We start from the raw sequence: 20,974 nt of genomic DNA on the forward strand, positions 1-20,974 counted from the left end.
TTTCCTCTCCGTGCCTCAGGTGGTGGCGAACAGGTTGGCCATGATGGGGAACAGGGCCAACGCCAGCAGGACCATGACCAGCATCGTGGCCGGGATGTCCAATTTGGAGGAGCGTTTCTTCGCCTCCTCCAGGGCGCGTACGCGGGCCTGGTCGCGCAACGACTCGGCCTGGGCCCGCAAGGTGCGATAGACCTGCGCGCCGTCCGATCCGGCGCTGCGCATGATGTCGGCGTACGCCGAGAGTTCGTCCACCCCGATGGCCAGGGCCAGCGCCCGCAGTTCGTCCCAGGGCGGTGTCATCTGGAGTTGCGCGGTGAGCAGCGCCGACCGGAGCCGGGCGTACGGCCAGCCCTGGCAGATCTTGGCCGCCCGTTCCATCGCCTCGACCGCGCCGTGGCCCGCCCGGACCTGGTGCGCGGCCAGCGTGACGTAGGTGCACAGGGCCCGGACGAATTCCGACCGCGCCGACGCCGCCGCAACCCGCATCGACCGATGCGCGAGCCAGCCCGCCCCGGTGGCCAGCGCCAGCGAGATGAGCAGCGGAACCGCGGGCGAGAACGGCGCTCGCAGGATCACCGCGCCGACCGCGATCAGGCCGGGCAGCAGCATGGCGGCGAAGCCCACCGAGACGACGGTGGTCGCGTGCGCCTGCGGCGTCCGGTTGAGGATCTCCAGATCCTGCTTGGGCAGGTCGACCCAACTCCACCACTCCCGGTCGGCCGGGGCATGCGACGGCGCGGCGAGGCCCGGCAAGCCGGGCGCGGCCGGCGTGTGCAGCCGGCGCAGCGCCGGGCCGAGCGCCGGTTCCGGCGTACGCCACGCGGTGAGCGCCAGGAAGACGCCGAAGCCGACGAGCCCACCGGCGAGCGCGGCGGCGACCACCCAGAGATCGACGATCACGCCGCACCTCCCTCGATCGGCGGCCCGCTCAGCAGCCGGGGACGGCGCTCGGGCAACGACAGCGACCGGATCCAGAGCATCAGCGCGATGTAGATTCCGGCGAGCACGGCCAGCAGAAGCTGACCGAGGACCGTCCCGTACGCCAGCGCCGCGCCCGCGTTGAACGCGCCGAACAGCGCCACGATCCCGGTCGCGACGGTGAGGAACTTGACGGTGAACCGGGCCCGCGCCCGTTCGCTGTCGACCGTGGAGCGAGTGGTGATCTCCTCCTGGATCGCGTGCGCGATGTCGACCAGCGCGTTGTGGAGGCCGTCACCGGCGTCGGCGAGCTGCAGGATCAGCGGGGCCACCACTTCGTCGCAGCTGTAATCGTCGAGTTCGTCGGCGAACGCCCGCAACGCCGCCACCGGATCGACCCCGGCCTGCAGGCGTACGGCGAGATTGCGTACCTCGGGTCCGATGAGGGGCACCGTCGTCGTGCGGGCGGACGCCACGATCGCGGCCTGCAAACCGAGTCCGTTGTGGACGTAGTCGCCGACCCGGCGGGTCCACGCCTCCAGCGCGCCGAGGCGGGCGATCGCCCGTTTCTCCGCACCGGCCGCCGAGAGCAGCCAGGGCAGCCCCGGTACGGCGAGCAGCGCGATCGCCGCGCCGACCGGCCAGCCGGTGAGGAACCAGGTCGCCGCGCCGGCCCCGACCCCGCCGAGCACGAGCGCGGCCCGGAGCCGGGCGTGCGCCGGGTCGTCGATCCGGTCGCCGGTGACCATCCGGCGTAGCCACAACGCCGTCGGCGACGGCGGCCCGGCCGGCTTCCGCGTCCCCACACCGAAGGCCACTGCCAGCGCCATACCGCCGCCGAGCAGGAGGAGGGCGAAGATCGCCAGCAGCTCGATCATCGGCGTACCCGCCGAGTGTGCAGCTCACGCGACCACGCGCCCCGGTTGTGCGGCCCGGCCTCGATGTACGCCGTCAGCTCCCGCAGGTCGTACCCGACGTCGAGCAGGTCCTCCCGGATGCGTTCGGGCAGATGCCGGGGCACCGCCCGGCCGTCCGGGCCGGGTCCGAAGACGGTCGTGGTGACCACCTGACCGTCCCGCATGCCGCCGACCTCGACGACGTGGGAGACGAACCGGTGCTCGGCCCCGCCGATCGCCCGCTCGTCGACCACTGCGGTGTAGACGATCAGGTCGATGCCCTGGGCCGCCATCCGCAGCGCCTGCTCGGCTCCGATGTCGGTGCCGTAGGAGCAGGCGAGCTGGACGATCGAGTCCATCACCTCGCGGGCCTGCCGGGCGTGGATGGTGCACATCGCTCCCCGGCTGACCGTCATCGCCCGCAGCATCGGAACGATCTCCCGGCCTCGGGTCTCCCCGACGATCACCCGGCGTACGCCGAGCCGTTGGGTGATCGGCATCATGTCGTGCAGGTTCTTCTCGCCGCGGCGACGGCCGCCGGTGTCGTACTCCCCGTGGCCCTGCAACGCCTCCAGGCTGATCACCCAGTTGGACCCGGCCGGCTCGTGCAGGCCCAGCTCGCGCGACTCCTCCAGGGTGATGTACGGCTCGCCCGCCGGAATCGTGCGGGCCAGCGCCCGCAGCAGCGTCGTCTTCCCCGACCCGGCCAGCCCGGCGATCATGATGTTCGCCCCGGACTCCAGCGCCTTGGTCAGGAACCGGTAGAGCAGCAGGTCGATCATGCCCCAGTGGTCCCGGAGCTGCTCCAGCGAGGCGTCGAAGAGGCTGTGCTTGCGGAGGTAGACGATCGGGCGGGGCGAGACCTTGTAGAGCACCGTCATCCGGGAGCCGTCCGGCAGCTGCATGTCCAGCTCCGGATTGGACTCCGAGAGCTGCCGCTCGGTCGCCGCGACCCGCATCGCCAGCACCTGCAGCATGCTGATCAGCTCGTCGTCGGTGTCCGCGACCGGTTCGCCGCGGCTGCGCGTACCGTCCGCGTGGTGCAGCAGGACCTGGTCGCAGCCCAGGATGTGCACGTTGGTGATGGTCGGGTCGTCGAGCAGCCGTTGCAGCCGACCGGCTCCGAACATCCCGGCGACCAGTGCCTCCAGCAGCGCCCGCTCCTCCTGCGGACTCACCGGGCGGCCGGCGTGTGCCATCCCGGCGGCGTAGTCCCGGATCACCTCCCGGCCCAGGCGCTCGGCCATCTCCCGCCGGTACGCCGCGGTCACATTGGCGGAATCGGTCAGCAGCTGACTCAACTTGTCGGTGACCCGGGAATGCAGTTGGCGTACCACCGTGTAGTCGAGCTCGACCCCCTTCGCGGCGAACGGCGCGGCCGACACCGGCACCACCGCGGAGGTCGCGTGCCCGTTCAACCGCGCGGGCTGCGTCATGCGATCACCCCGCTCGGGAGGGCCGGGAGCTGGAGGCGCGCGGCGCGGTCGGAGACGATCAGCGCCTGCGTGGCCTGGACCGCGCGCGCCGCCGTACGCATCAGCGCGCCCCGGCGGCGACCACGGCCTTTGCCGCCGAGCGCCGCCGCGGTCCGGGTGTCCCAGGCGACCTCGGCCGCGACGGGGGCCATGAGGTGCCGGCTGAGTTCCCGCGCGGAGATGCCGCCGCCGATGGGCAGGAGGGCCAGGGTGCCGTCAGCCACTGGCAGTTCCCGGCGCAGCTGCGCGAGCGCGGGCACCGCCGGGGAGATCGTCGCGAGCGACGTCGGCCGTACGCCCAGCAGAACCGCGTCGGCCTGCCGCAGCAACGGCCAGGGCGGGAAGCCGCTGGCCAATCGTCCGCAGTCGGCGATGACGGTCCACCCGGCCCGGCTGAGCGCGGCGAGGAACTCGCCGATCGCGGCCCACGCCGGGGCGAGCGAGGCACCCTGAGCGGGGTCGGTCAGGCCAGGCAGCGCGAGCCGTTCGCCTTTGTGATTGTCGAGATCGATGAGCAGGCCCGGCAGTTCCTGAACGGCCGACCCGCGCAGCGCCGCGCTCGCGAGCGGCAGGACGCCCCGGTCGGTCGGCAGGTCGTAGCGGCTGAGGTAACCGGCGAGGAGCGAACCACCGGCGGGGTCGCATTCGGCCAGCAGCACCGGACCACGCGGCCCCTCCGCGTTCGTGCCGCCGGTCGCGGCCGCGGCCGAGGGCACGGACAGCGTGGCGGCGAGGGCGAAGGTGGACACCCCCGGCGAGCCCTTGGCCGAGACGATCGCGAGGAAGCTCATCGGAACCCCCTAGGCCCCGGTCAGGGCGAGCGCGATCCGGTCGTCGGCGGCCATGGCCGCGACGGTCGGCGCGTCCGCGGTGGCGACCTCGACGTTGACCAGCGTCTCCCCTTCGGTGTGGCCGGGTTTGACGTCGGTCACCCGGGCGGCGATGGTCCGTGGCGGCACCAGTTCAGGAGTGTTCTGCGCCGACAGCGCCGTCTTGTCGGGGATCACGACGAGCACGGCCGACGCACCGATGCGTACGCGGGTCGCCGGCATCCGGTCCTCCTTGAGCAGCAGCCCGACCAGCTGCTTGCCCGGTCCGGGGATCGCGTCGTCGGTGAGCTGGTCCAGGGTGAGCAGCGTCCCGGGGACCAGGGCCATCACCGCGTGCTTGCCGACCACGTCCCTGGCCTGCCCGGCCGGGATCGGACGCAACCCGAGCGCCGAGTTGACTCGGACGATGACCAGGTCGGGGGCGGTGATCTCGGCGCCCGCTCCGACCGGGCGGGCCACCGCCAGGTAGTCATGGGTGGCGCCGATGCGCTGCACGACGTAGCCGGCGGTCAGCGCGCCCGCGATGATCAGGAGCAGGGCGAGCGCGCCCTGGAGGAGGGACCGGCGGCGGGGGGCCAGCCGGGGCACGGCCAGCGGCGGCGCGGGCGGCTTACCGGTCGCAACGGTACTCATCGGGTGACCACCTGCATTTCGTCGATCCGGATGTACGTCGTCGAGGACCGGGTCACCTCCAGCTCACCGGTCTCGCCGGTGGTGGCGACCCAGGTCACGTGCCAGGTCGTGGTTCCTTCCACGCGGTACTGGCCGGGATGGCCGGGGATGCGCTTGTCGCGGGACGGTTCGGTGTACCGGTAGCCGCAGGTCGGCGAGGAGCCCCCGCCGGACGCCGCGGTGTAGGGGGTGCCGTGGTCGGGGCAGACCTTTGTGGACCCGTCACCCATGTCCCAGCTGATCCGCCGCGATTCAGCCCTCGCGGTCACCGACAGACCCGGCACCGAGGCGGTCGCCGACTGCGTACCCCAGGTCTCCGGGGTGATCCGGGTCCACATCCAGACGGGCAGCCCGACCAGCCCGCTGCCGCCCGGCCGGGGGGCCAGCCCGATGGCCGGGCCGGAGATCGGCAACGCGTTGATCGCGCGCAGGGCTATCTCCAGCACCGACGGCAGCCCGCCATAGCCGGCCGGCGGATCGCTGAGGAACTCGACGCCCGAATTGACATAGCCGGCGGCCCCGCCGTCGTAGCACCACTTCTGGTAGAGCGACCCGTCGCTCGGGTCGTGCCCGCCCCACGCGGGATCGCTAGGCGGCAGGGTCAGGCGGTCGTAGTAACAGCCGTCCGTCGGGTTGTACCAGCCCAAGCTGTCGCGGTAGCACGGGATCTCGCCCTGCTGCGGATCGAGGCAGACGTCCCGGCCGCCACCGCCTCCACCACCTCCGCCGCCGCCTCCCCCACCGCCGCCACCTCCGGTGACGACGATGTAGCACGGCCCGTTGTCCGGCGGGCAGTAGATGTAATCGGCCTGCGCGGGACTCGCTCCCGCCACCACGGTCACGGCCGCGAGCACGACCAAGATCAAGGGGTACGCCCAAAGGCGTGGCCGGTTCGCGTACGTCAGCATGACGCCGCCCGGTCCGCCCGCGACTCCACCCAGCGCCACTTGGCGTCGGGGTAGAGCCCGGCCCGCATCGTCACCGGGTATCGCTGGTTCTGCCCGGACTTCACCACGGACTTTCCGGTCTTGCGGCTGACGGTGTCGGTTCCCGAGTCGTCCACGCAGACCTCCACGACGATCGAGGTGGGGCTGACGCTCACCACACGGCGCAACGTCACCCGCGGCGAGCCCTTCCGGAGGAAGCCCTGCTCCCGCATGATGTCCAGATCGCGTTCCAACGCCGACATGTAGGTGCCGGCGGCGTACGGGTAGAGCGGCCGCTTCGTCTTGTCGGTGTTCCACTCGTAGGTCCCCGACTGCGCCGCCTTCAGATAGATTGCGTTGAGCTGCTGGTACGCCGACCATGCCTGGTCGACGGCCTGCTGATCGGTGGGCGAGAGGCTTGCCTGCGTCACCGGTCTGCTCGGCGGATCGGCGGGCGGTGGGACCTCCACGGTCCGGGCTGCGCAGCCGGATGCCAACAACAGCAACAGAATCGACCCTGTCGCCAGTGTCTGTCCTTTACGGAACCCGGATGGCATGCATCCCCCCTTGTCATCGGCCGTTCCCTACCCCCCGTGACCAACCGATTGCGCTCTCGCGGGCGATCGTACGATGATCGACGCCTATGTAACAAGGGGTGATCAATGTCCATACGTACAGTGCTGGATGACAGATCTATCTATTCCCACGTCGCCGCCCTTTTGGCAGCCCTCTGGTGGATCACCCATGCGGTGCTGCTGTCGATCACCGACGTACGCACCCACTGCCTGCCGCTCCGCCTCATCGCCACGATGTCGGCCGGCACCCTGCTCCTGCTCGCCGGAGCCGCCCCCGTACGCCTTCTCCCCGCCGTCCTGTGCGGATCACTCCTGGCGGGCGTGCTCTTCCTGCTGGCCCTGCCCCGGCACGGCGTCGGCCTCGGCGACGCCGCCCTCGCCTTCCCCATCGGCGTCGTCCTCGGCTGGACCGGCTGGACCACCGTGCCCGTCTGGGCCCTGGCCGCCGGCCTGCTGATGTCGCTGACCGCACTCACCCTGCTGGCCCTGCGCCGGGTCGAATGGCGCTCGACACTGCCGCTCGGCCCCTTCCTCCTCGCCGCCGTCCTCCCCGCCCTCCTCCTCCCCTAGCCCCCGCGCTCGCCCCCCTCGCCCCGCTCACCCCGCTCGCCCCCCTCGCCCCGCTCGCCCCGCTCGCCGCACTTTCCGCGCGATCATGAACTATCGGTCGTGATCAACCGGCGTGTCGTGTCCCCGGGATCCTGATCAACTCCCCGACTCCCTGATCAACTCGCTAGCACGACGGCACCCGATGCGGAGAGCAAGGCGATGCGTGCGGCGGCGCGCGGAACACGGCGATGGGCGCGGCGGCGCATGGCAGGCGGCACGGGTGCAGGCAACCAGCGGCACCGCACGGCAGCGGCACGACACGACACGGTGGGCCGCGCGTCGCAGCGGCACGGCACACGGCACGACACGACACGGTGGGCCGCGCGTCGCAGCGGCACGGCACACGGCACGACACGACACGGTGCGCCGCGCGTCGCAGCGGCACGGCACACGGCACGACACGACACGGTGGGCCGCGCGTCGCAGCGGCACGGCACACGGCACGACACGACAAGGTGCGCCGCGCGTCGCAGCGGCACGGCACACGACACGACAGGTGCGCCGCGCGTCGCAGTGGCACGACACGACACGGTGCGCCGCGCGTCGCAGCGGCACGGCACGGCACGGCACGACACGGTGTGCCGCGCGTCGCAGCGGCACGACACGACACGACACGGTGGTCCGCGCGTCGCAGCGGCACGACACGGCACGACACGGTGGGCCGCGCGTCGCAGCGGCACGGCACGACAGCACGGCGGACGGCGGACGGCGGACGGCGCGGCGGTACAGATGGCGTGACGCGGGTGGAACAGGTGGGCTAGGGGTAGGGCAGGGAGCGGGGGCCGACGACGGTCGCGCCGACGGCTTCCACGCGTTGGCGGAGCCCCCGATCGGCGGTCACCACCACGACACCGCCGTCCCGGTCGCGCTCGGCGGCGGCGAGCGCTGCGATCGTGTCGTCGCCTGATCCGGGCGAGTGCTCTATGCGTACCCCTGGGATTGGAGAAATGCCGCGGGCCTTGCCCTCGACCACGAGAATGATGTCGAGCGGGCCTTCGTGGCCCGCGAATCCGGTGGTCGCCAGCGGGGCGAGGGCGTCCCGGAGCCGGCGCGCCGCCCCCGCGCGATCACGCCACCAGCCGTCCGGAACCGACCCGACGACATTGGCGGCGTCGACGATCAACAACATGCGATGAGTTTCCCCCGACGCGGCCGTCTAACCGGGCATGACCCCTCGGACACTTCTTTCGCTCGGCGCGCTGGCCGGCCCGATCTATGTCATCGCTGGGTTGGCGCAGGCCGTCACCCGCGACGGCTTCGACCTCACGAAGCACGCCTGGAGCCTGCTCAGCAACGGCGACCTCGGCTGGATCCAGATCGCCAACTTCCTCATCGCGGGCGTGCTCACCGTGCTCGGCGCGATCGGCCTCCGCAGCGTCCTCATCGGAATCTACGGGGCCAGCCTGATGGGCGCCGGAATATTCCGCGCCGACCCCGCAGAGGGCTTCCCGGCCGGTACGGCGACCGGCGTCATGAGCTGGCACGGCACGCTGCACTTCGTCGTCGGCGGGATCGGTTTTCTGTGCCTGATCGCGGCGTGCGTCGTCCTCGGACGGCGGTACCTGGCGGCCGGTCGGCGGGGATTCGCGTGGTTCTCGTGGATCACCGGCGTCGTGTTCCTCGCCGGGTTCGCGGGCATCGCCAGCGGCTCGCACGGGCCGACCACGATCGGCTTCGTGATCGCAGTCGTCCTCGCCTGGACCTGGTTGACCTCGGTGTTCTGGACGTCCCGCTCCTGAGACGCCGCCTTCCCCCGGCGGCGCTCGTCAGGCGGGCTTCTTCGTCAGGCGGGCTTCTTCGTCAGGCGGGCTTCTTGGTGAGCGCGACGATCCCGCCGGCTCCGGTGACGACGAGCGAGACCAGCGCCATCGGCACCGCCATGAAGTACACCCAGCGCCAGCTGACCGCGGTCGTCATGAACCAGCCGAAGACCAGCCCGAACAGCAGGCCGACGAAGGCGACCGCGGCTACGGCGATCAGCATCGCCGTACGCCGTGCGCCCGCCTGACCGGCCAGCGCGAGCGCGGTGCCGAGCACCGCACCGCTGCCGAAGCCGATGAACAGTGACGCCGCCATGACCATGACCGCGTTCGCGGCGAGCGCCAGGACGAGTACGCCGAGCAGCATCAGTCCGATCGCCGGGGCGGCGACGGCGTTGGGCGCCCGCCGGCCGAGCAGCAGCGCGGGCACGATCCCCGTAGCCAGGGTCAGGAAGTGAATCGCCAGCACGATGAGGTTCACCATCGTGCTGTAGCCCATGTCTCGTTCTAGCGTTTCGCGCAACGGCCCGATCAACGCTCCGAGGAGATACGCCGCCAGCATGGTCCCGAGGGCCGGACCAGAGATCATCCACAGTGGACGGGGGGCGGCGGGGCTCTGCTCGATCATCACCCGGCCATCTAAGCACGGACGCGGGTGCCCGTCCGGTCCGGTCAGGCACCCGCCCGCTCAGTCTCGTCGAGTCGGTCAGCGGGCTGAGGCGGGTTCATAGTCGGTCGCGGTCGATCAAGGTGATCCTCAGCGGCGGGCCAGACTTCCGACTGCGGCGCCGATCACGCCGAACGGGAGCGCCACCAGTGGCACGGCGAACAGAATCCACACGATCGCGTCGCGTACGTGCCCGCCCCCGGCGGCACCATCCAACAGGGACGTCCCATGAGCCGCAGACCAGCGCATCGCTTCGAACACCCAGATGGCGAACCCGAGCAACCCGGCGATCGTCACCGTCCAGACCATCGACTGCAGCCCCGCCGCGAAGGATCGTTCGAGTCGGGCGACCACGAGAGCGGCGACCAGTACGACGCCGATCGAAACGACGAGGGGGACGAAGAGGATGCCCCCGCCGTCGTTCGTGCGCGCGGCGACGAAGACCGTTGCGGCGAGGGTGACTCCGGCGCCCAGACCCGTCCAGCGAGCGAGCCGACTAGTGGTCAGCGACCGTGGCGGAGCCACGGAGAGCCACAATCCCATGCCCAGCAACAGCGCGAGCCAGACGGCCGGGCCAGTCCCCAAGGACGCGGCCGGGTCCCGGCTGAGGTCGTATCCCGTCACTCCGACTCCGGCGGCGACGGCGCCTCCGCCGACGACCATCAGCGCCTTCGCATGACCCGGGCGGCGTACGCGCCACGACCGGGCGACGCCCACCGTCGCGAGGAGCCCGACGATCCCGACGAACACCACGGCGAACAGCCGCATCCCCGGTAGGGCTCGGTGAACCACCAGGGCGGTCACCACGGCGAGCACGACCGTCCCGCCGGCCACGACGAGGGCCGGAGCCCGGTTGCCTCGCGGCGGGAACAGGGCGGTACGCGTACAGCCGAGGGCGAAACGCCATCGATCCGTCGTGACCTGCTCCAGTTCGGCCGTCATCGCGGCGCCCCAGTCGCGGCGCTCCGTCGGAAGCGTGGCGACCGCGAGGGCCAGTACCCGCGCCGGGCCATCCACACCAGACATGCGTACGCCCACCCAGCGGCTTGCGGCGTACCAGAGGATGGCGGCGGCGACCATCCACGGCCCGGAGACGGCCGCGAGCCCCAGGAGATAACCGGCCGGGGCCTCGTCGTCGCCGCGCGGGCTGGACCAGGCGAGCAGGAGCACGAGCGCCGCGCCGGCGGCGAGCGCCGCGGGCACCGCGCCCCAGAGACCGAGCCTTTTCATACGCCCTCCCAACGCACGCGCAATCCCTTGCGCTCAGTCGCCGCCGGCGCCGCGTCAGTCGCGGTCGCGGAAGCCGTCTCCGCGGTGGCGATGCCCTCGCGGGTGAGCCGATAGAGATGGCGCGCAGGCCGACCCGGCGGCGGTTCGGCCTCCCACGCGGTCTCCAACAGCCCGCGGTCGGCCAGCCGGATCAGGATCGGATACATCGACCCGGCCTTGACGTCGAGCATCTGGCAGAGTTCGTAGCCGTATCGCCAGGTGGTGGGCTCTTCCGCCAGCGCTTGCAAGACGGCGATGGTCTGGGGCGACGGACGCCGCAACCGGGTCATGCGATAACTCTATATAGATAGAGTTATCGGCGATAGAGACGCAGTGTGCCATTCGCTGCTTCCTCAGCTCGGCCATGGCCTCAGCCGGCCGACGCGATCAACAGGTCACCCGAGCGGGTCCTCCGGTAGAGCACCGATCGCCCCACCCGCGACCGGACGACCAAGCCGCTGCCAAGCAGTACTGACAGATGCTGACTGACCCCACCGGGAGTGATCGCGAGACGACGGGCGAGCACCGTGGTGGAGGTCGGCTCCGCCAAGGCCACCAGCATCGCAGCTCTGGTCCGCCCGAGCAGCGCGTCGATCGCCGCCGGCACTGGGGGCCGCCCGCTTTCCCAGAGCGTGGCGATCCCGCGGACCGGATACATGATCGTCGACTGGTACGGCCCGATCATCTTTCGCACGTCCGGCCAGCACATCGTGCTCGGCACGAGCAGCAAGCCCTCACCCGACACCGGGCCGGTGAAGTCACCCGCGCCCGCCGCGAATAGCCGGTCGCCTTGCCAGGTGACACTCTCATGAAGGTCGTCGAACAACGCCCGGGCTCCGCCGATGGCCAGCCGGTTGGCACGCCAAAGCACGTCGGCTTCGAGCAACGTCCGGATGCGCGGCCAGTGCTCGGCGAAGGCAAGGTCCCAATAGGACTGCATGGTGTCCGCGAGGCGGCCGGCCGCGGCGGCCGGGTCATCGGTGATGCGCCGCACGACCGGCGCCGGGATGCCGCGAACCTCGGCCGGGTCCGCGACAAGTCGCTGCGGAGGAGTACGCCGAAGCAGGTCGAGTTCATCGGCGAAGTCCGCTGGATTCGGCACCGGCGTTGCCCTCACCATCGCCACCGACGCCATGCTCGAACAGTTCGGCGTCCTGCCGCGCGGGCCGCACACGATCTTCGTCCTGCACCTCACCGAGGTCGCCTACCGCAGCTTCTACGCCGTGATCGGCGGCTATGTCGCCGCACGCCTCGCACCGTCTCATCCGCTCCGCCACGCGACCGCGCTCGGCATCATCAGCCTCATCGTGAACATCGCCGGCGCCCTGGCCACTTGGCAGCTGAACCTCGCCCCGGCCTGGTTCACCCTGGCCCTGGTCGTCCTCGCGCTGCCGTTGGCGTGGACCGGTGGCAATCTCCGGAGCACCGGCAGACCGGCATGAAAATGGCGGAACCCCAGACACGGTGTGCCTGGGGTTCCGCCATTTCACCAAACAATCGTAGCGGGGACAGGATTTGAACCTGCGACCTCTGGGTTATGAGCCCAGCGAGCTACCGAGTTGCTCCACCCCGCGTCGAAGACACCACCTTACCCCGCTGAACGCCCAGCCCGCCAACTCGGTGGTCACGGCTCCGCGAGCGCCGCCAGGATCTGGTCGCCATACTTGGCGAGCTTGTTCTCCCCCACCCCGGTCACGGTGCCCAGGGCCGCCAACGAAACGGGCGCCTCGGTGGCGATCTGCCGCAGCGTCGCGTCGTGGAAGATCACGTACGCCGGGACGCCCTGTTCCTTCGCGGTCGCCGCCCGCCACGCGCGCAGCCGCTCGAAGACCGGCACGGCCGCTGGGCTGAGGTCGGCGGAGGCAGCCGCCTTCTTCGCCGATCCGGCCGCGGCTCGACGCGTACGCTCAGGTTCCTTGCGGAGCAGGACCTCGCGTTGCCGGCTGAGCACCGCGGCGCTGCCGTCGGTGAGCGAGATGGTGCCGTAGCCGCCTTCCACGGCGAGCAGGCCCTGGGCGAGCAGTTGGCGAACCACCGCACGCCATTCGGATTCCTGGAGTTCGGTGCCGATGCCGAAGACGGACAGCTCGTCGTGCCGATGCTGCACCACCTTGTCGGTCTTGCGGCCCAGGAGGATGTCGATCGACTGACCGGCGCCGAACCGCTGGTTGCGTTCGCGTTGCAGCCGGAGCACCGTCGACAGCAGTTTCTGCGCGGGGATCGTGCCGTCCCAGGACTGCGGCGGCTCCAGGCAGGTGTCACAGTTCGCGCAGCTCGCGCTCGCTTCCCCGAAGTACGCCAGCAGTTGCGCCCGGCGGCATTCGGTCGTCTCGCAGAGAGCGAGCATGGCGTCCAGATGCGCGGCGAGCCCCCGCCGGTACGCGTTGTCGCCCTCGGACGAGTCGATCATCTTCCGTTGCTGGACGACGTCTTGTAGCCCGTACGCCAGCCAGGCGGTGGCCGGCAGCCCGTCCCGGCCGGCTCGACCGGTCTCCTGGTAGTAGCCCTCGACCGATTTCGGCAGGTCGAGATGGGCCACGAAGCGTACGTCGGGCTTGTCGATGCCCATGCCGAACGCGATCGTCGCCACCATGATCAGGCCGTCTTCGCGCAGGAAGCGGGCCTGGTGCGCGGCACGCGTCGCGGCGTCCAGCCCGGCGTGGTACGCGAGCGCCTCGACACCGTTGGCCCTGAGAAACTCGGCGGTCTTGTCGACGGACGCGCGCGACAGGCAGTAGACGATGCCCGCGTCACCAGGGTGTTCGGTCCGCAGCAGGTCGAGGAGCTGTTTCCGCGGGTCGACCTTGGGCACGATGCGATAGCGGATGTTGGGACGGTCGAAGCTGGACACGAATCGCCGCGCCTCGGTCAGCTTCAGCCGGGTGGCTATCTCGTTCCGGGTCGCGGTAGTCGCGGTGGCCGTCAAGGCGATCCGCGGCACCTCCGGCCAGCGCTCATGCAGCACCGACAGCGCCAGATAGTCGGGCCGGAAGTCGTGGCCCCACTGCGAGACACAATGAGCCTCGTCGATAGCAAAGAGCGATATCCGGCCACGCTCCAGCAATCGCATCGCGGAACCGCCGCTCAGCGCCTCAGGCGCGAGATAGAGCAGGTCAAGATCACCGCCGAGGAACGCCGTCTCGACCTCGCGACGCGTCTCAAGATCCTGGGTCGAATTCAGGAAACCAGCTCGTACGCCGAGCGCGGTCAACGCGTCGACCTGGTCCTGCATCAGCGCGATCAACGGCGACACGACCACGGCGACACCGTCTCGAACCAGCGCCGGGATCTGGTAGCACAACGATTTGCCACCGCCGGTCGGCATCAGCACGAGGGCGTCGCCGCCGCCGATGACGTGGTCGATGATCTCCTGCTGCTCGCCGCGGAAGGAGTCGTAGCCGAAGATCTTGCGGAGTACTTCCCGGGGCTCCTGCACCCGTCGATCCTACGGACCGGCTCCGACACCTTCGCAGAAGACGGTCAAGGGCGCTTATCCACTGGATAAGCGCCCTTGACTACTGAGTAGCGGGGACAGGATTTGAACCTGCGACCTCTGGGTTATGAGCCCAGCGAGCTACCGAGCTGCTCCACCCCGCGTCGGCTTCTAAAGATTACCCCAGGGCGAACAGGCTGCCAAATCCATACTCGCCGTCATCTGGATCACCCCCACGAACCGCCGCCCCGACGGCGGGTGATCATGCCGTCGCGGAGTTGATCAGGGAGCTGCGGACACGACACACCGGTCGATCACGACCACAAGTTCATGATCGGCGGGACAGGGGGTGGGGGTGGGTTAGCCGGAGGGGGGAGGGGTCGCCGTGGGCGACGGCGACGCCCCCGCTGGGGGAGCCGAGGTGGCGGCCGAGAACGCCTGGACGGCGGCTTCCAAGTCGGCCAAGGCCTTCCCCTGGGCCACGAAGTCACCCGTACGCTGAGCGGCTTTCAGATCCGCGAGCGCCTTCTGGATCTTGGCGACCGCCGCCTGCACTGTGGACGGGGATGACGGTGCGGCGCCGGCGAGCTGGGCGAGCGCCTCTTCCAGCGTGTCGGCGTACCCGATCTTCGTGCCGTAGAGCGCCAGGATCTTCCGGAGCTGCGGATACTTCGGGTCCGTGGTGTTGTTCACATAGAGCGGCTGGATGTAGAGCATGCCGTCGGCGTACGGGAGCGACAGCAGGTTGCCGCGCTGGACGTTCTTGCCCCAGATGTTGATGTCCGTACGCACCGCCTCCTGCCCCTCCATGAGCTGGGCGGCCTGGTTCGGCCCGGCGGTCTGGGTGTCCTTGGGCAGTTCCAGCACCCGGAGCCGGGGTTTCCCACCGGCGTATGACGCGGTGACGAGCGCCGCCAGGTTGTGCCGGTTGCCGCCCGGGGTCATCGCGGCGACCAGTTGGAACTGCGGTTGCTTGTCGCCGGGGAACTGGGCGTAGAGGTAATAGGGCGGCTGTTTGGCGGTCTTGTCGGGCTGGGCCGGGTCGCTCGGCACCTTCCACTGGTCGCTGGCCGCGGCGAAGCTGGTCGCGTCGGCCACGTGATAGCGGGTGAGCAGGTCCCGCTGGACCTTGAACAGGTCTTCGGGGTACCGGAAGTGCGCAGCCAGTGCGGTCGGGATCGAGGCGTTCGGGGTGATGATCCCGCCGAACGCCTGGTTCCAGGCTTTCAGCACCGGGTCGTCCGGGTCGAATTCGTAGAGCGTGACCGTGCCGTCGTACGCGTCGACCGTCGCCTTGACGGAGTTGCGCAGGTAGGTGATCTCCTGCCCGGCCTGGGCTGTCGTGCCGGTGCCGGTCAACGCGTCGTTCGTGGCGTCGCGCAGGTTGACGCGCTGGGCGTACGGGTAGTGCGCGGAGGTCGTGTAGCCGTCCACGATCCACAGGACGCGTCCGTCGACGACGGCTGGGTAGGGGTCGCCGTCCAGGGTCAGGAACGGCGCGATCTTCTGTACGCGATCCCGCGGATCCCGCACGTAGAGGATCTTGGAGTCGTCGGTGACCCGGTCGTTCAGGAGGAACCGGGTCTCCATGTACGCCAACGAGTACAGGGTCTTCCGCCAGGCCGAGTCCAGGCGTACGCCGCCCGAGCCGGCGTAGGTGTAGTACGCCGCTTCGTCGGACGGCCGGTCGTACTCGATCGGCGCGTCGGTCGAGCCGCCGACGACGGCGTACTCGTCGAACCCTTCGCCGTAGTAGATCCGGGGTTCGGTGATGTCGAGCTGGTCGACCGCGGCCGAACAGTTCGACCCGGCCGCCGAGGTGCCGAGGAATCCGGAGACGAAGTACGGGCCGCCGCCGCAGCCCACCCGGTCGGCCGGCGCGGCGACCAGGCCGTACCCGTGGGTGTAGACCATGTGCTTGTTCTGCCAGTTGGCCTGCGGCCCGGTGAGCTTCGCGTAGTCGATCCCGCGCAGCCCGATCACGTAGTCGCCGGTCTGGCCCTTGACCGTGTAGCGGTCGACGTCCAGCTTGTCGCCGAAGTCGTACCAGGGCCGGACCTGCTGGAGCTGGGTGAACGACTCGTCGACGATCGCCGGGTCGAGCAGCCGCATGTTGCCGGCGATCGTCTGGTCGGCGAGCAACGTCGCGGGCGCCTCGGTGTTCGCCGAGTCGTAGCGTTCCACCGACATGTCGCCGAGCCCGTACGCGGCCCGCGTCGCCCGCAGCGCGTCCTGCACGTAGGGCTGTTCCAGCGTCGGGGTCTGGTTCACCTTGAACGTCTGCACCCACCACGGCACCACGCCGCCGATCGCGAACGCCGAGATGAGCAGCAGCCCGAGCGCGACGCCGGGCCAGACGAGGTTGCGGAGCACCGCGTTGGAGACGACGAGGATCGCGATCGCGACGACGATCGCCAGGTACGACAGGATCTCCTTGGCGGAGACGACCGCGTGGACGTCGGTGTAGCCCGCGCCGTTGAAGTCGTAGGTCGAGTTCCCGTCGAGGACCAGTGCGCTCTTGTCCAGCTCGTACGCCATCGCTTTCAACCCCACGTACGCCGCGATCAGGGCGGTCAGATGCGTACGCGCGCCGGGCGTGATCCGGTCGCCGCGCCCGCGAAGGCGTACGCCGCCGTAGACGACGTGCATCGCGGTCGAGCCCAGCAGCGCCAGGGTGATCAGGGTGAACCCGATGCCCAGCAGGAACTGCCAGAACGGCAGCTCGAAGACGTAGTACCCGATGTCGCGGTGGAACAGCGGATCGGTCTGCCCGAACGGCTGCGCGTTGCGGAACAGCAGCCAGGTCTGCCAGTGCCCTTGGGCGGCGAGCCCGAACAAGGTCGCCACGATCGCGGCCGGCAGCACGAGCCAGCGGCCGAGCCGACCGGCCAGGGCGAACCGCATCCGGTCGAGCGTCTCCTCGGCCGGCGTACCGCCCGCGCCGGGCGGCATGAACGGGCGCAGGCGAACCGCCAGCGCGAGGTTGCCGATCAGGAAGAGGCCGGTCGCCAGGGTCGCCACGACGAAGAGCCCGACGCGAGTGCCGAGTTCCTTGGTGAGGACCGCGCGGAAGCCGACCTCGTCGAACCACAGCCAGTCGGTCCACAGTGCGACGACCCAGCCGAGGACGAGCAGGAAGGCCAGCGAGCTGACGACCACCACGAGGGCGGTGCGTCCGCGACGGCCCAGCGGGGGATGCTCAGCCAGAGTCACCCTGTCAGCTTAGGCATCAGGGGCCGTCGCGCACGCCTCTCAGCAGCTCGGCTCTCAGCAGCTCGGCGTCGCCTTGCCCGCGCGGATGTCGGACAGCGCCTGCAACGCGCCGTCCAACGTCTCGACCTTGACCAGCTTCAGTCCCTTCACCGCGTTGGCCTGGGCCTCCTCGCAGTTGCCGCCCGGGGTCAGGAAGAAGGTCGCGCCGTCGTCCTTGGCTCCGACCAGCTTCTGCGCGATGCCGCCGATCACGCCGACATTGCCCTCGTCGTCGATGGTCCCGGTGCCGGCGATGACCTTGCCGCCGGTCAGATCCTCGGTGTTGAGGGTGTCGATGGTGCCCAGGGCGAACATCAGGCCGGCGCTCGGACCGCCGACGTTCTCCAGGTGGTAGGTGATCTCGAACGGGTGCGGCTGCTTGTTCTCGGCTGAGACGCCGATCCGGGGCGTGCCGTCGTCACCGGCCTTCGTGGTGATCTTCACCGTCTCGCTCGCGTCGCCCCGCTTACGGACGACGGTCAGTTCGGTGCCGACCGGCTTCGCGCGTACCAGTTCTTGAAGCTTCTGGGTGGAGGTGACCTGCTGGCCGTCCACGGTCTGGACCACGTCGCCCGCGGCGAGCTTGCCGGCCGACGCGCCGTCCGAGGCGACCTCCTTGACCGTGACCTGGACCGGGTAGCCGAGTTCCCGCAGCGCGGCCGTCTCCGCGCTGGACTGCGACTCCTGGAAGGCCTCCTTGTTCTCCTGCTCGACCTGCTCGTTGCTCTGGTCGGGCGGGTAGACCAGCTCGCGCGGGACGACCTTCTCCTGCGGGTCGAACCAGGCCTTGATCGCCGAGAGCAGGTCGATGTCGTCGGTGACGTTCACCGTCACCATCCGCAGCTGACCGGTGCTCGTGCTGGTGGACGTGCCGGTGACCTGAATCACCTGCTTCTTGTCGTAGCTGCCGAGGGTGTTGAAGGTCGGTCCCGGTCCGAGGATCACGTACTTGACCGGCGCCTGACCGATCAGGAACACCAGCAGCGCGGCCAGCACGGCCCCCGCGACAACGGTCCACCCGCGACGTCTCATGGCGACAACACTAGATCAGCGCTCCACGGTTCCTGTCCGCGTGCCCATAGGTCCGCACGAGCTTCAGCTTGTACGCCGGAGGCAGCTGAGCTGCCCGGGTTCGCCGGGGCGTCCGGCCGACGGCGAACGCACAGGGAACGTACAGCCAGGATCGGGGGCCTCCCTGAGTCAGTCGGACTCAACTTCGCGTACCGTGGAGTACGTGCCTGACACTCCTTTCGGCTTCAGCCTGCCGGGCGGGCAGCCCGACCCGAACGATCCGCAGCAGATGCAGCAGTTCCTCGCCGGTCTGCAGCACATGCTCGCGCAGAGCGCCGCCACCGACGGCCCGGTCAACTGGGACCTCGCCCGGCAGGTGGCGACCAGCCAGCTCAATTCGGCGGGCGGCGACCCCGGCGTCTCCCCGGCGGACCGCGCGGCGGTCACCGAGGCGTTGCGCCTGGCCGATCTGTGGCTGGAACCGCTGACGGCGTGGCCGACCGGCCTGACGACGACGGCCGCGTGGAACCGCAACGAATGGCTCTTCCACACCCTCCCCGCGTGGAAGAAACTCTGTGACCCGGTCGCGTCCCGCATGGTCGGGGCGATGAGCGACCTCGTCCCCGAGGAGGCGCGGGCACAGCTGGGCATGATGCAGGGCATGTTGACCGCCTTGGGCAGCGCCGTCTTCGGCGGCCAGCTCGGGCAGGCGCTGGCCTCGCTCGCCGCCGAGGTGCTCTCCGCCGGTGACATCGGTCTCCCGTTGGGCCCGGCCGGCACCGGTGCGCTCGTTCCCGCCAACGTCCACGCGTACGGGGCAGGGCTGGAGATCGACCCGTCCGAGGTGCGCCTCTACGCCGCCCTCCGGGAAGCCGCTCACCAGCGCCTGTTCAGCCACGTCCCGTGGCTGCGCGGCCACGTCTTCGCCGCCGTCGAGGCGTACGCGGGCGGCATCCGCGTCGACCGCGACGCGATCGAGGAGGCGATGGGCCGCATCGACCCGAGCGACCCGAGCTCGATGCAGGAACTCCAGATGGCCGGCATCTTCACGCCGGAGGACAGTCCGGCGCAGCAGGCCGCGCTGCGGCGGCTGGAGACCGTCCTGGCGCTCATCGAGGGCTGGGTGAGCCACGTCGTGGACACCGCGGCCGAGGGACGCCTGCCGAACGCGGCCAAGCTGGGCGAGGCGTTCCGCCGTCGCCGGGCCGCCGGTGGACCGGCCGAGCAGACCTTCGCCGCCCTGGTCGGGCTGGAGCTGCGGCCGCGCCGGCTGCGGGAGGCCGCCCGGCTCTGGGCCGCCCTGACCGAGCACCGGGGAGTCGCCGGCCGGGACGCCCTGTGGGGCCACCCCGACCTGCTGCCCACCGACGACGACTTCGCCGACCCCGAGGCGTACGCCGAGGGGCAGCTGTCGTTGGGCGATCTCGGCGACTTCGAGTCCGACCTGCGCAAGATGATGGAAGGCGAGTCGGGCTCGAACGACAAGCCCGACGACCCCGACAACAAGAAGTAGCCCTCGACCCCTCGACCCCGCCGCCCGCCTACCGGTTGATCATGGAGTTGACTGCGGCCTCGACGGTGTGTCGGGGGTGCCGACTCCATGATCAACCGGCGGTTGGACGGTGGTGGCGGGGGTCAGTCTTCGATGTAGGCGTTGCCGGCGACGGCTGCGACGCCTTCGAGGAAGCCCCGCGCCCGTTCGGTCTTCGGATAGCGGGCCACCAGCCGCCAGAAGGCCGCGCCGTGATTGGGCTCGATCAGGTGCGCCAGTTCATGGATGAGCACGTAGTCGCTGACCCAGAGAGGCATGTCACGCAGTCGATCGGAGAGCCGGATGGTCCGGTCGTCGGGTGAGCACGAGCCCCAGCGGCCGCGCTGATTGGAGACCCAGCGGACGCCGATCGGGAGCGCCTTGGCGTCGTAGTCGGCGAAGTATCGGGCGACGAGCTGGTTCGCCCGGGCCATCAGCGCATCGTCCGAGCGGGCGCCCTTTTTGTCCTTGGCTTCCAGCCTGGCCAGCATTTTGTCGACCCAGGCGGTTTCCTCGGCCCGGGAGAACTGGCTGGGTATGAGAACGACGACCGTCTCACCCTCGCGGTAGGCGGCAACCGTCCGGCGTCGGCGCTCACTGCGCCGCACCTCGACGACGGGCGTCCGGCTGTCCGCCATTCGATGGCAGGTTCAGCTCACGCCGGCGGTGACGTTCAGCCGGTTCATGCGTTGGACGGTAGCGGGCGGAGTGCAGGGGTGCGCAAGACCTGTCCCACGCCTTTTTTCTTCGCAAAACTCGGGTACTGGACAAAAGCGCCGAAGATCATCTCGGGCTCGCCCGGCGTGTCCCGGCGTACCTGACATATCCGAAGACGTGGGGAAGGCACACTTCCGGGCGAGCCTGTCGCATATGGGCGGGCGAAAGGGCAACAGGAGGACATCGTGGCTGAGATGTACAACGGGTACTGCGTGAAGTGCAAGGAGAAGCGCGACTTCCAGGGCACCGTTACTGTCTCGAAGACCGGAATGAGGATGGCGAAGGGCCCCTGCCCCGTCTGCGGGACCACGGTGAACCGCATTCTGGGCAAGGCCTGACAAGTCCGACTTCCGGGCCTCGGCTGTCGGTGACCAGACAGCCGAGGCCCGAACCCTGTGGATAACCGGCCATTTTCTGTGGATAACCCGCGTCG

Annotated in this window: 21 protein-coding genes and 2 tRNA genes; 5 read left to right on the plus strand and 18 right to left on the minus strand. The window is 70.0% G+C overall.

Going from position 1 to position 20,974, the window contains the following annotated elements:
• Positions 1-15 precede the first annotated feature (15 nt).
• Genes HDA40_RS42170 through HDA40_RS19200 form a run of 7 tightly spaced genes read right to left on the minus strand, consistent with a single transcriptional unit; the run spans position 16 to position 6,148 of the window.
• The gene (locus HDA40_RS42170) at positions 16-900 is read right to left on the minus strand and encodes a type II secretion system F family protein (protein ID WP_253757794.1); all 885 of its coding nucleotides are present in this window, start codon (positions 898-900) and stop codon (positions 16-18) included.
• Positions 897-1,796, minus strand: coding sequence for a type II secretion system F family protein (locus HDA40_RS19175; RefSeq protein WP_253757796.1), 900 nt, complete (start codon positions 1,794-1,796; stop codon positions 897-899). Before HDA40_RS19175 ends, HDA40_RS42170 begins: the two co-directional genes overlap by 4 nt.
• The gene (locus HDA40_RS19180) at positions 1,793-3,250 is read right to left on the minus strand and encodes a TadA family conjugal transfer-associated ATPase (RefSeq protein WP_253757798.1); all 1,458 of its coding nucleotides are present in this window, start codon (positions 3,248-3,250) and stop codon (positions 1,793-1,795) included. Before HDA40_RS19180 ends, HDA40_RS19175 begins: the two co-directional genes overlap by 4 nt.
• Positions 3,247-4,080, minus strand: a complete 834-nt coding sequence (locus tag HDA40_RS19185; RefSeq protein WP_253757799.1) for a CpaE/TadZ family protein — start codon at positions 4,078-4,080, stop codon at positions 3,247-3,249. Before HDA40_RS19185 ends, HDA40_RS19180 begins: the two co-directional genes overlap by 4 nt.
• A gap of 9 nt (positions 4,081-4,089) precedes the next feature.
• Positions 4,090-4,752, minus strand: a complete 663-nt coding sequence (locus tag HDA40_RS19190; protein WP_253757801.1) for an SAF domain-containing protein — start codon at positions 4,750-4,752, stop codon at positions 4,090-4,092.
• Positions 4,749-5,738: a hypothetical protein gene (locus HDA40_RS19195; protein WP_253757803.1), complete on the minus strand. Its 990-nt coding sequence runs from the start codon at positions 5,736-5,738 to the stop codon at positions 4,749-4,751. Before HDA40_RS19195 ends, HDA40_RS19190 begins: the two co-directional genes overlap by 4 nt.
• A complete protein-coding gene (locus tag HDA40_RS19200; protein WP_253757805.1) occupies positions 5,693-6,148 on the minus strand; it encodes a hypothetical protein in 456 nt (151 codons plus the stop codon). Before HDA40_RS19200 ends, HDA40_RS19195 begins: the two co-directional genes overlap by 46 nt.
• Positions 6,149-6,379: 231 nt before the next feature.
• On the opposite strand from HDA40_RS19200, the gene HDA40_RS19205 reads away from it, so the two are divergent.
• Positions 6,380-6,862 carry a prepilin peptidase gene (locus tag HDA40_RS19205; protein WP_253757807.1) on the plus strand — a complete coding sequence of 161 codons (483 nt, stop codon included), beginning with the start codon at positions 6,380-6,382 and terminating at the stop codon, positions 6,860-6,862.
• Between the two features lie 796 nt (positions 6,863-7,658).
• On the opposite strand, the gene HDA40_RS19210 is transcribed toward HDA40_RS19205, so the two are convergent.
• Positions 7,659-8,030, minus strand: a complete 372-nt coding sequence (locus HDA40_RS19210; protein WP_253757809.1) for an NYN domain-containing protein — start codon at positions 8,028-8,030, stop codon at positions 7,659-7,661.
• Between the two features lie 37 nt (positions 8,031-8,067).
• Between HDA40_RS19210 and HDA40_RS19215 the strand changes: the two genes are divergently transcribed.
• Positions 8,068-8,640: a DUF998 domain-containing protein gene (locus HDA40_RS19215; RefSeq protein WP_253757811.1), complete on the plus strand. Its 573-nt coding sequence runs from the start codon at positions 8,068-8,070 to the stop codon at positions 8,638-8,640.
• Between the two features lie 61 nt (positions 8,641-8,701).
• On the opposite strand, the gene HDA40_RS19220 is transcribed toward HDA40_RS19215, so the two are convergent.
• The 4 genes from HDA40_RS19220 to HDA40_RS19235 all read right to left on the minus strand — a co-directional run bounded on the left by HDA40_RS19220 (position 8,702) and on the right by HDA40_RS19235 (position 11,717).
• Positions 8,702-9,289, minus strand: a complete 588-nt coding sequence (locus HDA40_RS19220; RefSeq protein WP_253757813.1) for a hypothetical protein — start codon at positions 9,287-9,289, stop codon at positions 8,702-8,704.
• A 129-nt stretch (positions 9,290-9,418) separates the two neighbouring features.
• On the minus strand, positions 9,419-10,558 hold the full coding sequence (locus tag HDA40_RS19225; protein ID WP_253757815.1) for a hypothetical protein: 1,140 nt from the start codon (positions 10,556-10,558) through the stop codon (positions 9,419-9,421).
• Positions 10,555-10,887: a PadR family transcriptional regulator gene (locus HDA40_RS19230; protein WP_253757817.1), complete on the minus strand. Its 333-nt coding sequence runs from the start codon at positions 10,885-10,887 to the stop codon at positions 10,555-10,557. The genes HDA40_RS19225 and HDA40_RS19230 overlap by 4 nt, the downstream gene beginning before the upstream one ends.
• Before the next feature lie 80 nt (positions 10,888-10,967).
• Entirely contained in the window at positions 10,968-11,717 is a 750-nt protein-coding gene (locus HDA40_RS19235; RefSeq protein WP_253763685.1) for a DUF5937 family protein, read from the minus strand.
• Positions 11,718-11,730: 13 nt separating this feature from the next.
• Here HDA40_RS19235 and HDA40_RS19240 point away from each other — a divergent pair, with 13 nt between their 5' ends.
• A complete protein-coding gene (locus HDA40_RS19240; RefSeq protein WP_253757819.1) occupies positions 11,731-12,039 on the plus strand; it encodes a hypothetical protein in 309 nt (102 codons plus the stop codon).
• A gap of 58 nt (positions 12,040-12,097) precedes the next feature.
• Here HDA40_RS19240 and HDA40_RS19245 read toward each other — a convergent pair.
• The 5 genes from HDA40_RS19245 to HDA40_RS19265 form a co-directional block, all read right to left on the minus strand.
• Positions 12,098-12,171 (minus strand) — tRNA-Met (locus tag HDA40_RS19245).
• 50 nt (positions 12,172-12,221) lie between these two features.
• Entirely contained in the window at positions 12,222-14,033 is a 1,812-nt protein-coding gene (gene recQ / locus HDA40_RS19250) for a DNA helicase RecQ (protein WP_253757821.1), read from the minus strand.
• A gap of 87 nt (positions 14,034-14,120) precedes the next feature.
• A tRNA-Met gene (locus HDA40_RS19255) sits at positions 14,121-14,194 on the minus strand.
• Between the two features lie 196 nt (positions 14,195-14,390).
• Positions 14,391-17,243 carry a UPF0182 family membrane protein gene (locus HDA40_RS19260; RefSeq protein WP_253757823.1) on the minus strand — a complete coding sequence of 951 codons (2,853 nt, stop codon included), beginning with the start codon at positions 17,241-17,243 and terminating at the stop codon, positions 14,391-14,393.
• Between the two features lie 54 nt (positions 17,244-17,297).
• The gene (locus HDA40_RS19265; RefSeq protein WP_253757825.1) at positions 17,298-18,314 is read right to left on the minus strand and encodes a YlbL family protein; all 1,017 of its coding nucleotides are present in this window, start codon (positions 18,312-18,314) and stop codon (positions 17,298-17,300) included.
• Between the two features lie 268 nt (positions 18,315-18,582).
• On the opposite strand from HDA40_RS19265, the gene HDA40_RS19270 reads away from it, so the two are divergent.
• The gene (locus HDA40_RS19270; protein ID WP_275979135.1) at positions 18,583-19,806 is read left to right on the plus strand and encodes a zinc-dependent metalloprotease; all 1,224 of its coding nucleotides are present in this window, start codon (positions 18,583-18,585) and stop codon (positions 19,804-19,806) included.
• A 122-nt stretch (positions 19,807-19,928) separates the two neighbouring features.
• Here HDA40_RS19270 and HDA40_RS19275 read toward each other — a convergent pair whose 3' ends face one another.
• Positions 19,929-20,462: a M48 metallopeptidase family protein gene (locus tag HDA40_RS19275; RefSeq protein ID WP_253757829.1), complete on the minus strand. Its 534-nt coding sequence runs from the start codon at positions 20,460-20,462 to the stop codon at positions 19,929-19,931.
• Positions 20,463-20,735: 273 nt separating this feature from the next.
• Between HDA40_RS19275 and HDA40_RS19280 the strand changes: the two genes are divergently transcribed.
• Positions 20,736-20,879 (plus strand): DUF5679 domain-containing protein, encoded by a 144-nt coding sequence (locus HDA40_RS19280; protein WP_253763686.1) that lies wholly within the window; start codon positions 20,736-20,738, stop codon positions 20,877-20,879.
• The last annotated feature ends 95 nt before the right edge of the window (positions 20,880-20,974 follow it).

Source organism: Hamadaea flava, from assembly GCF_024172085.1.
GTDB lineage: Bacteria > Actinomycetota > Actinomycetes > Mycobacteriales > Micromonosporaceae > Hamadaea > Hamadaea flava.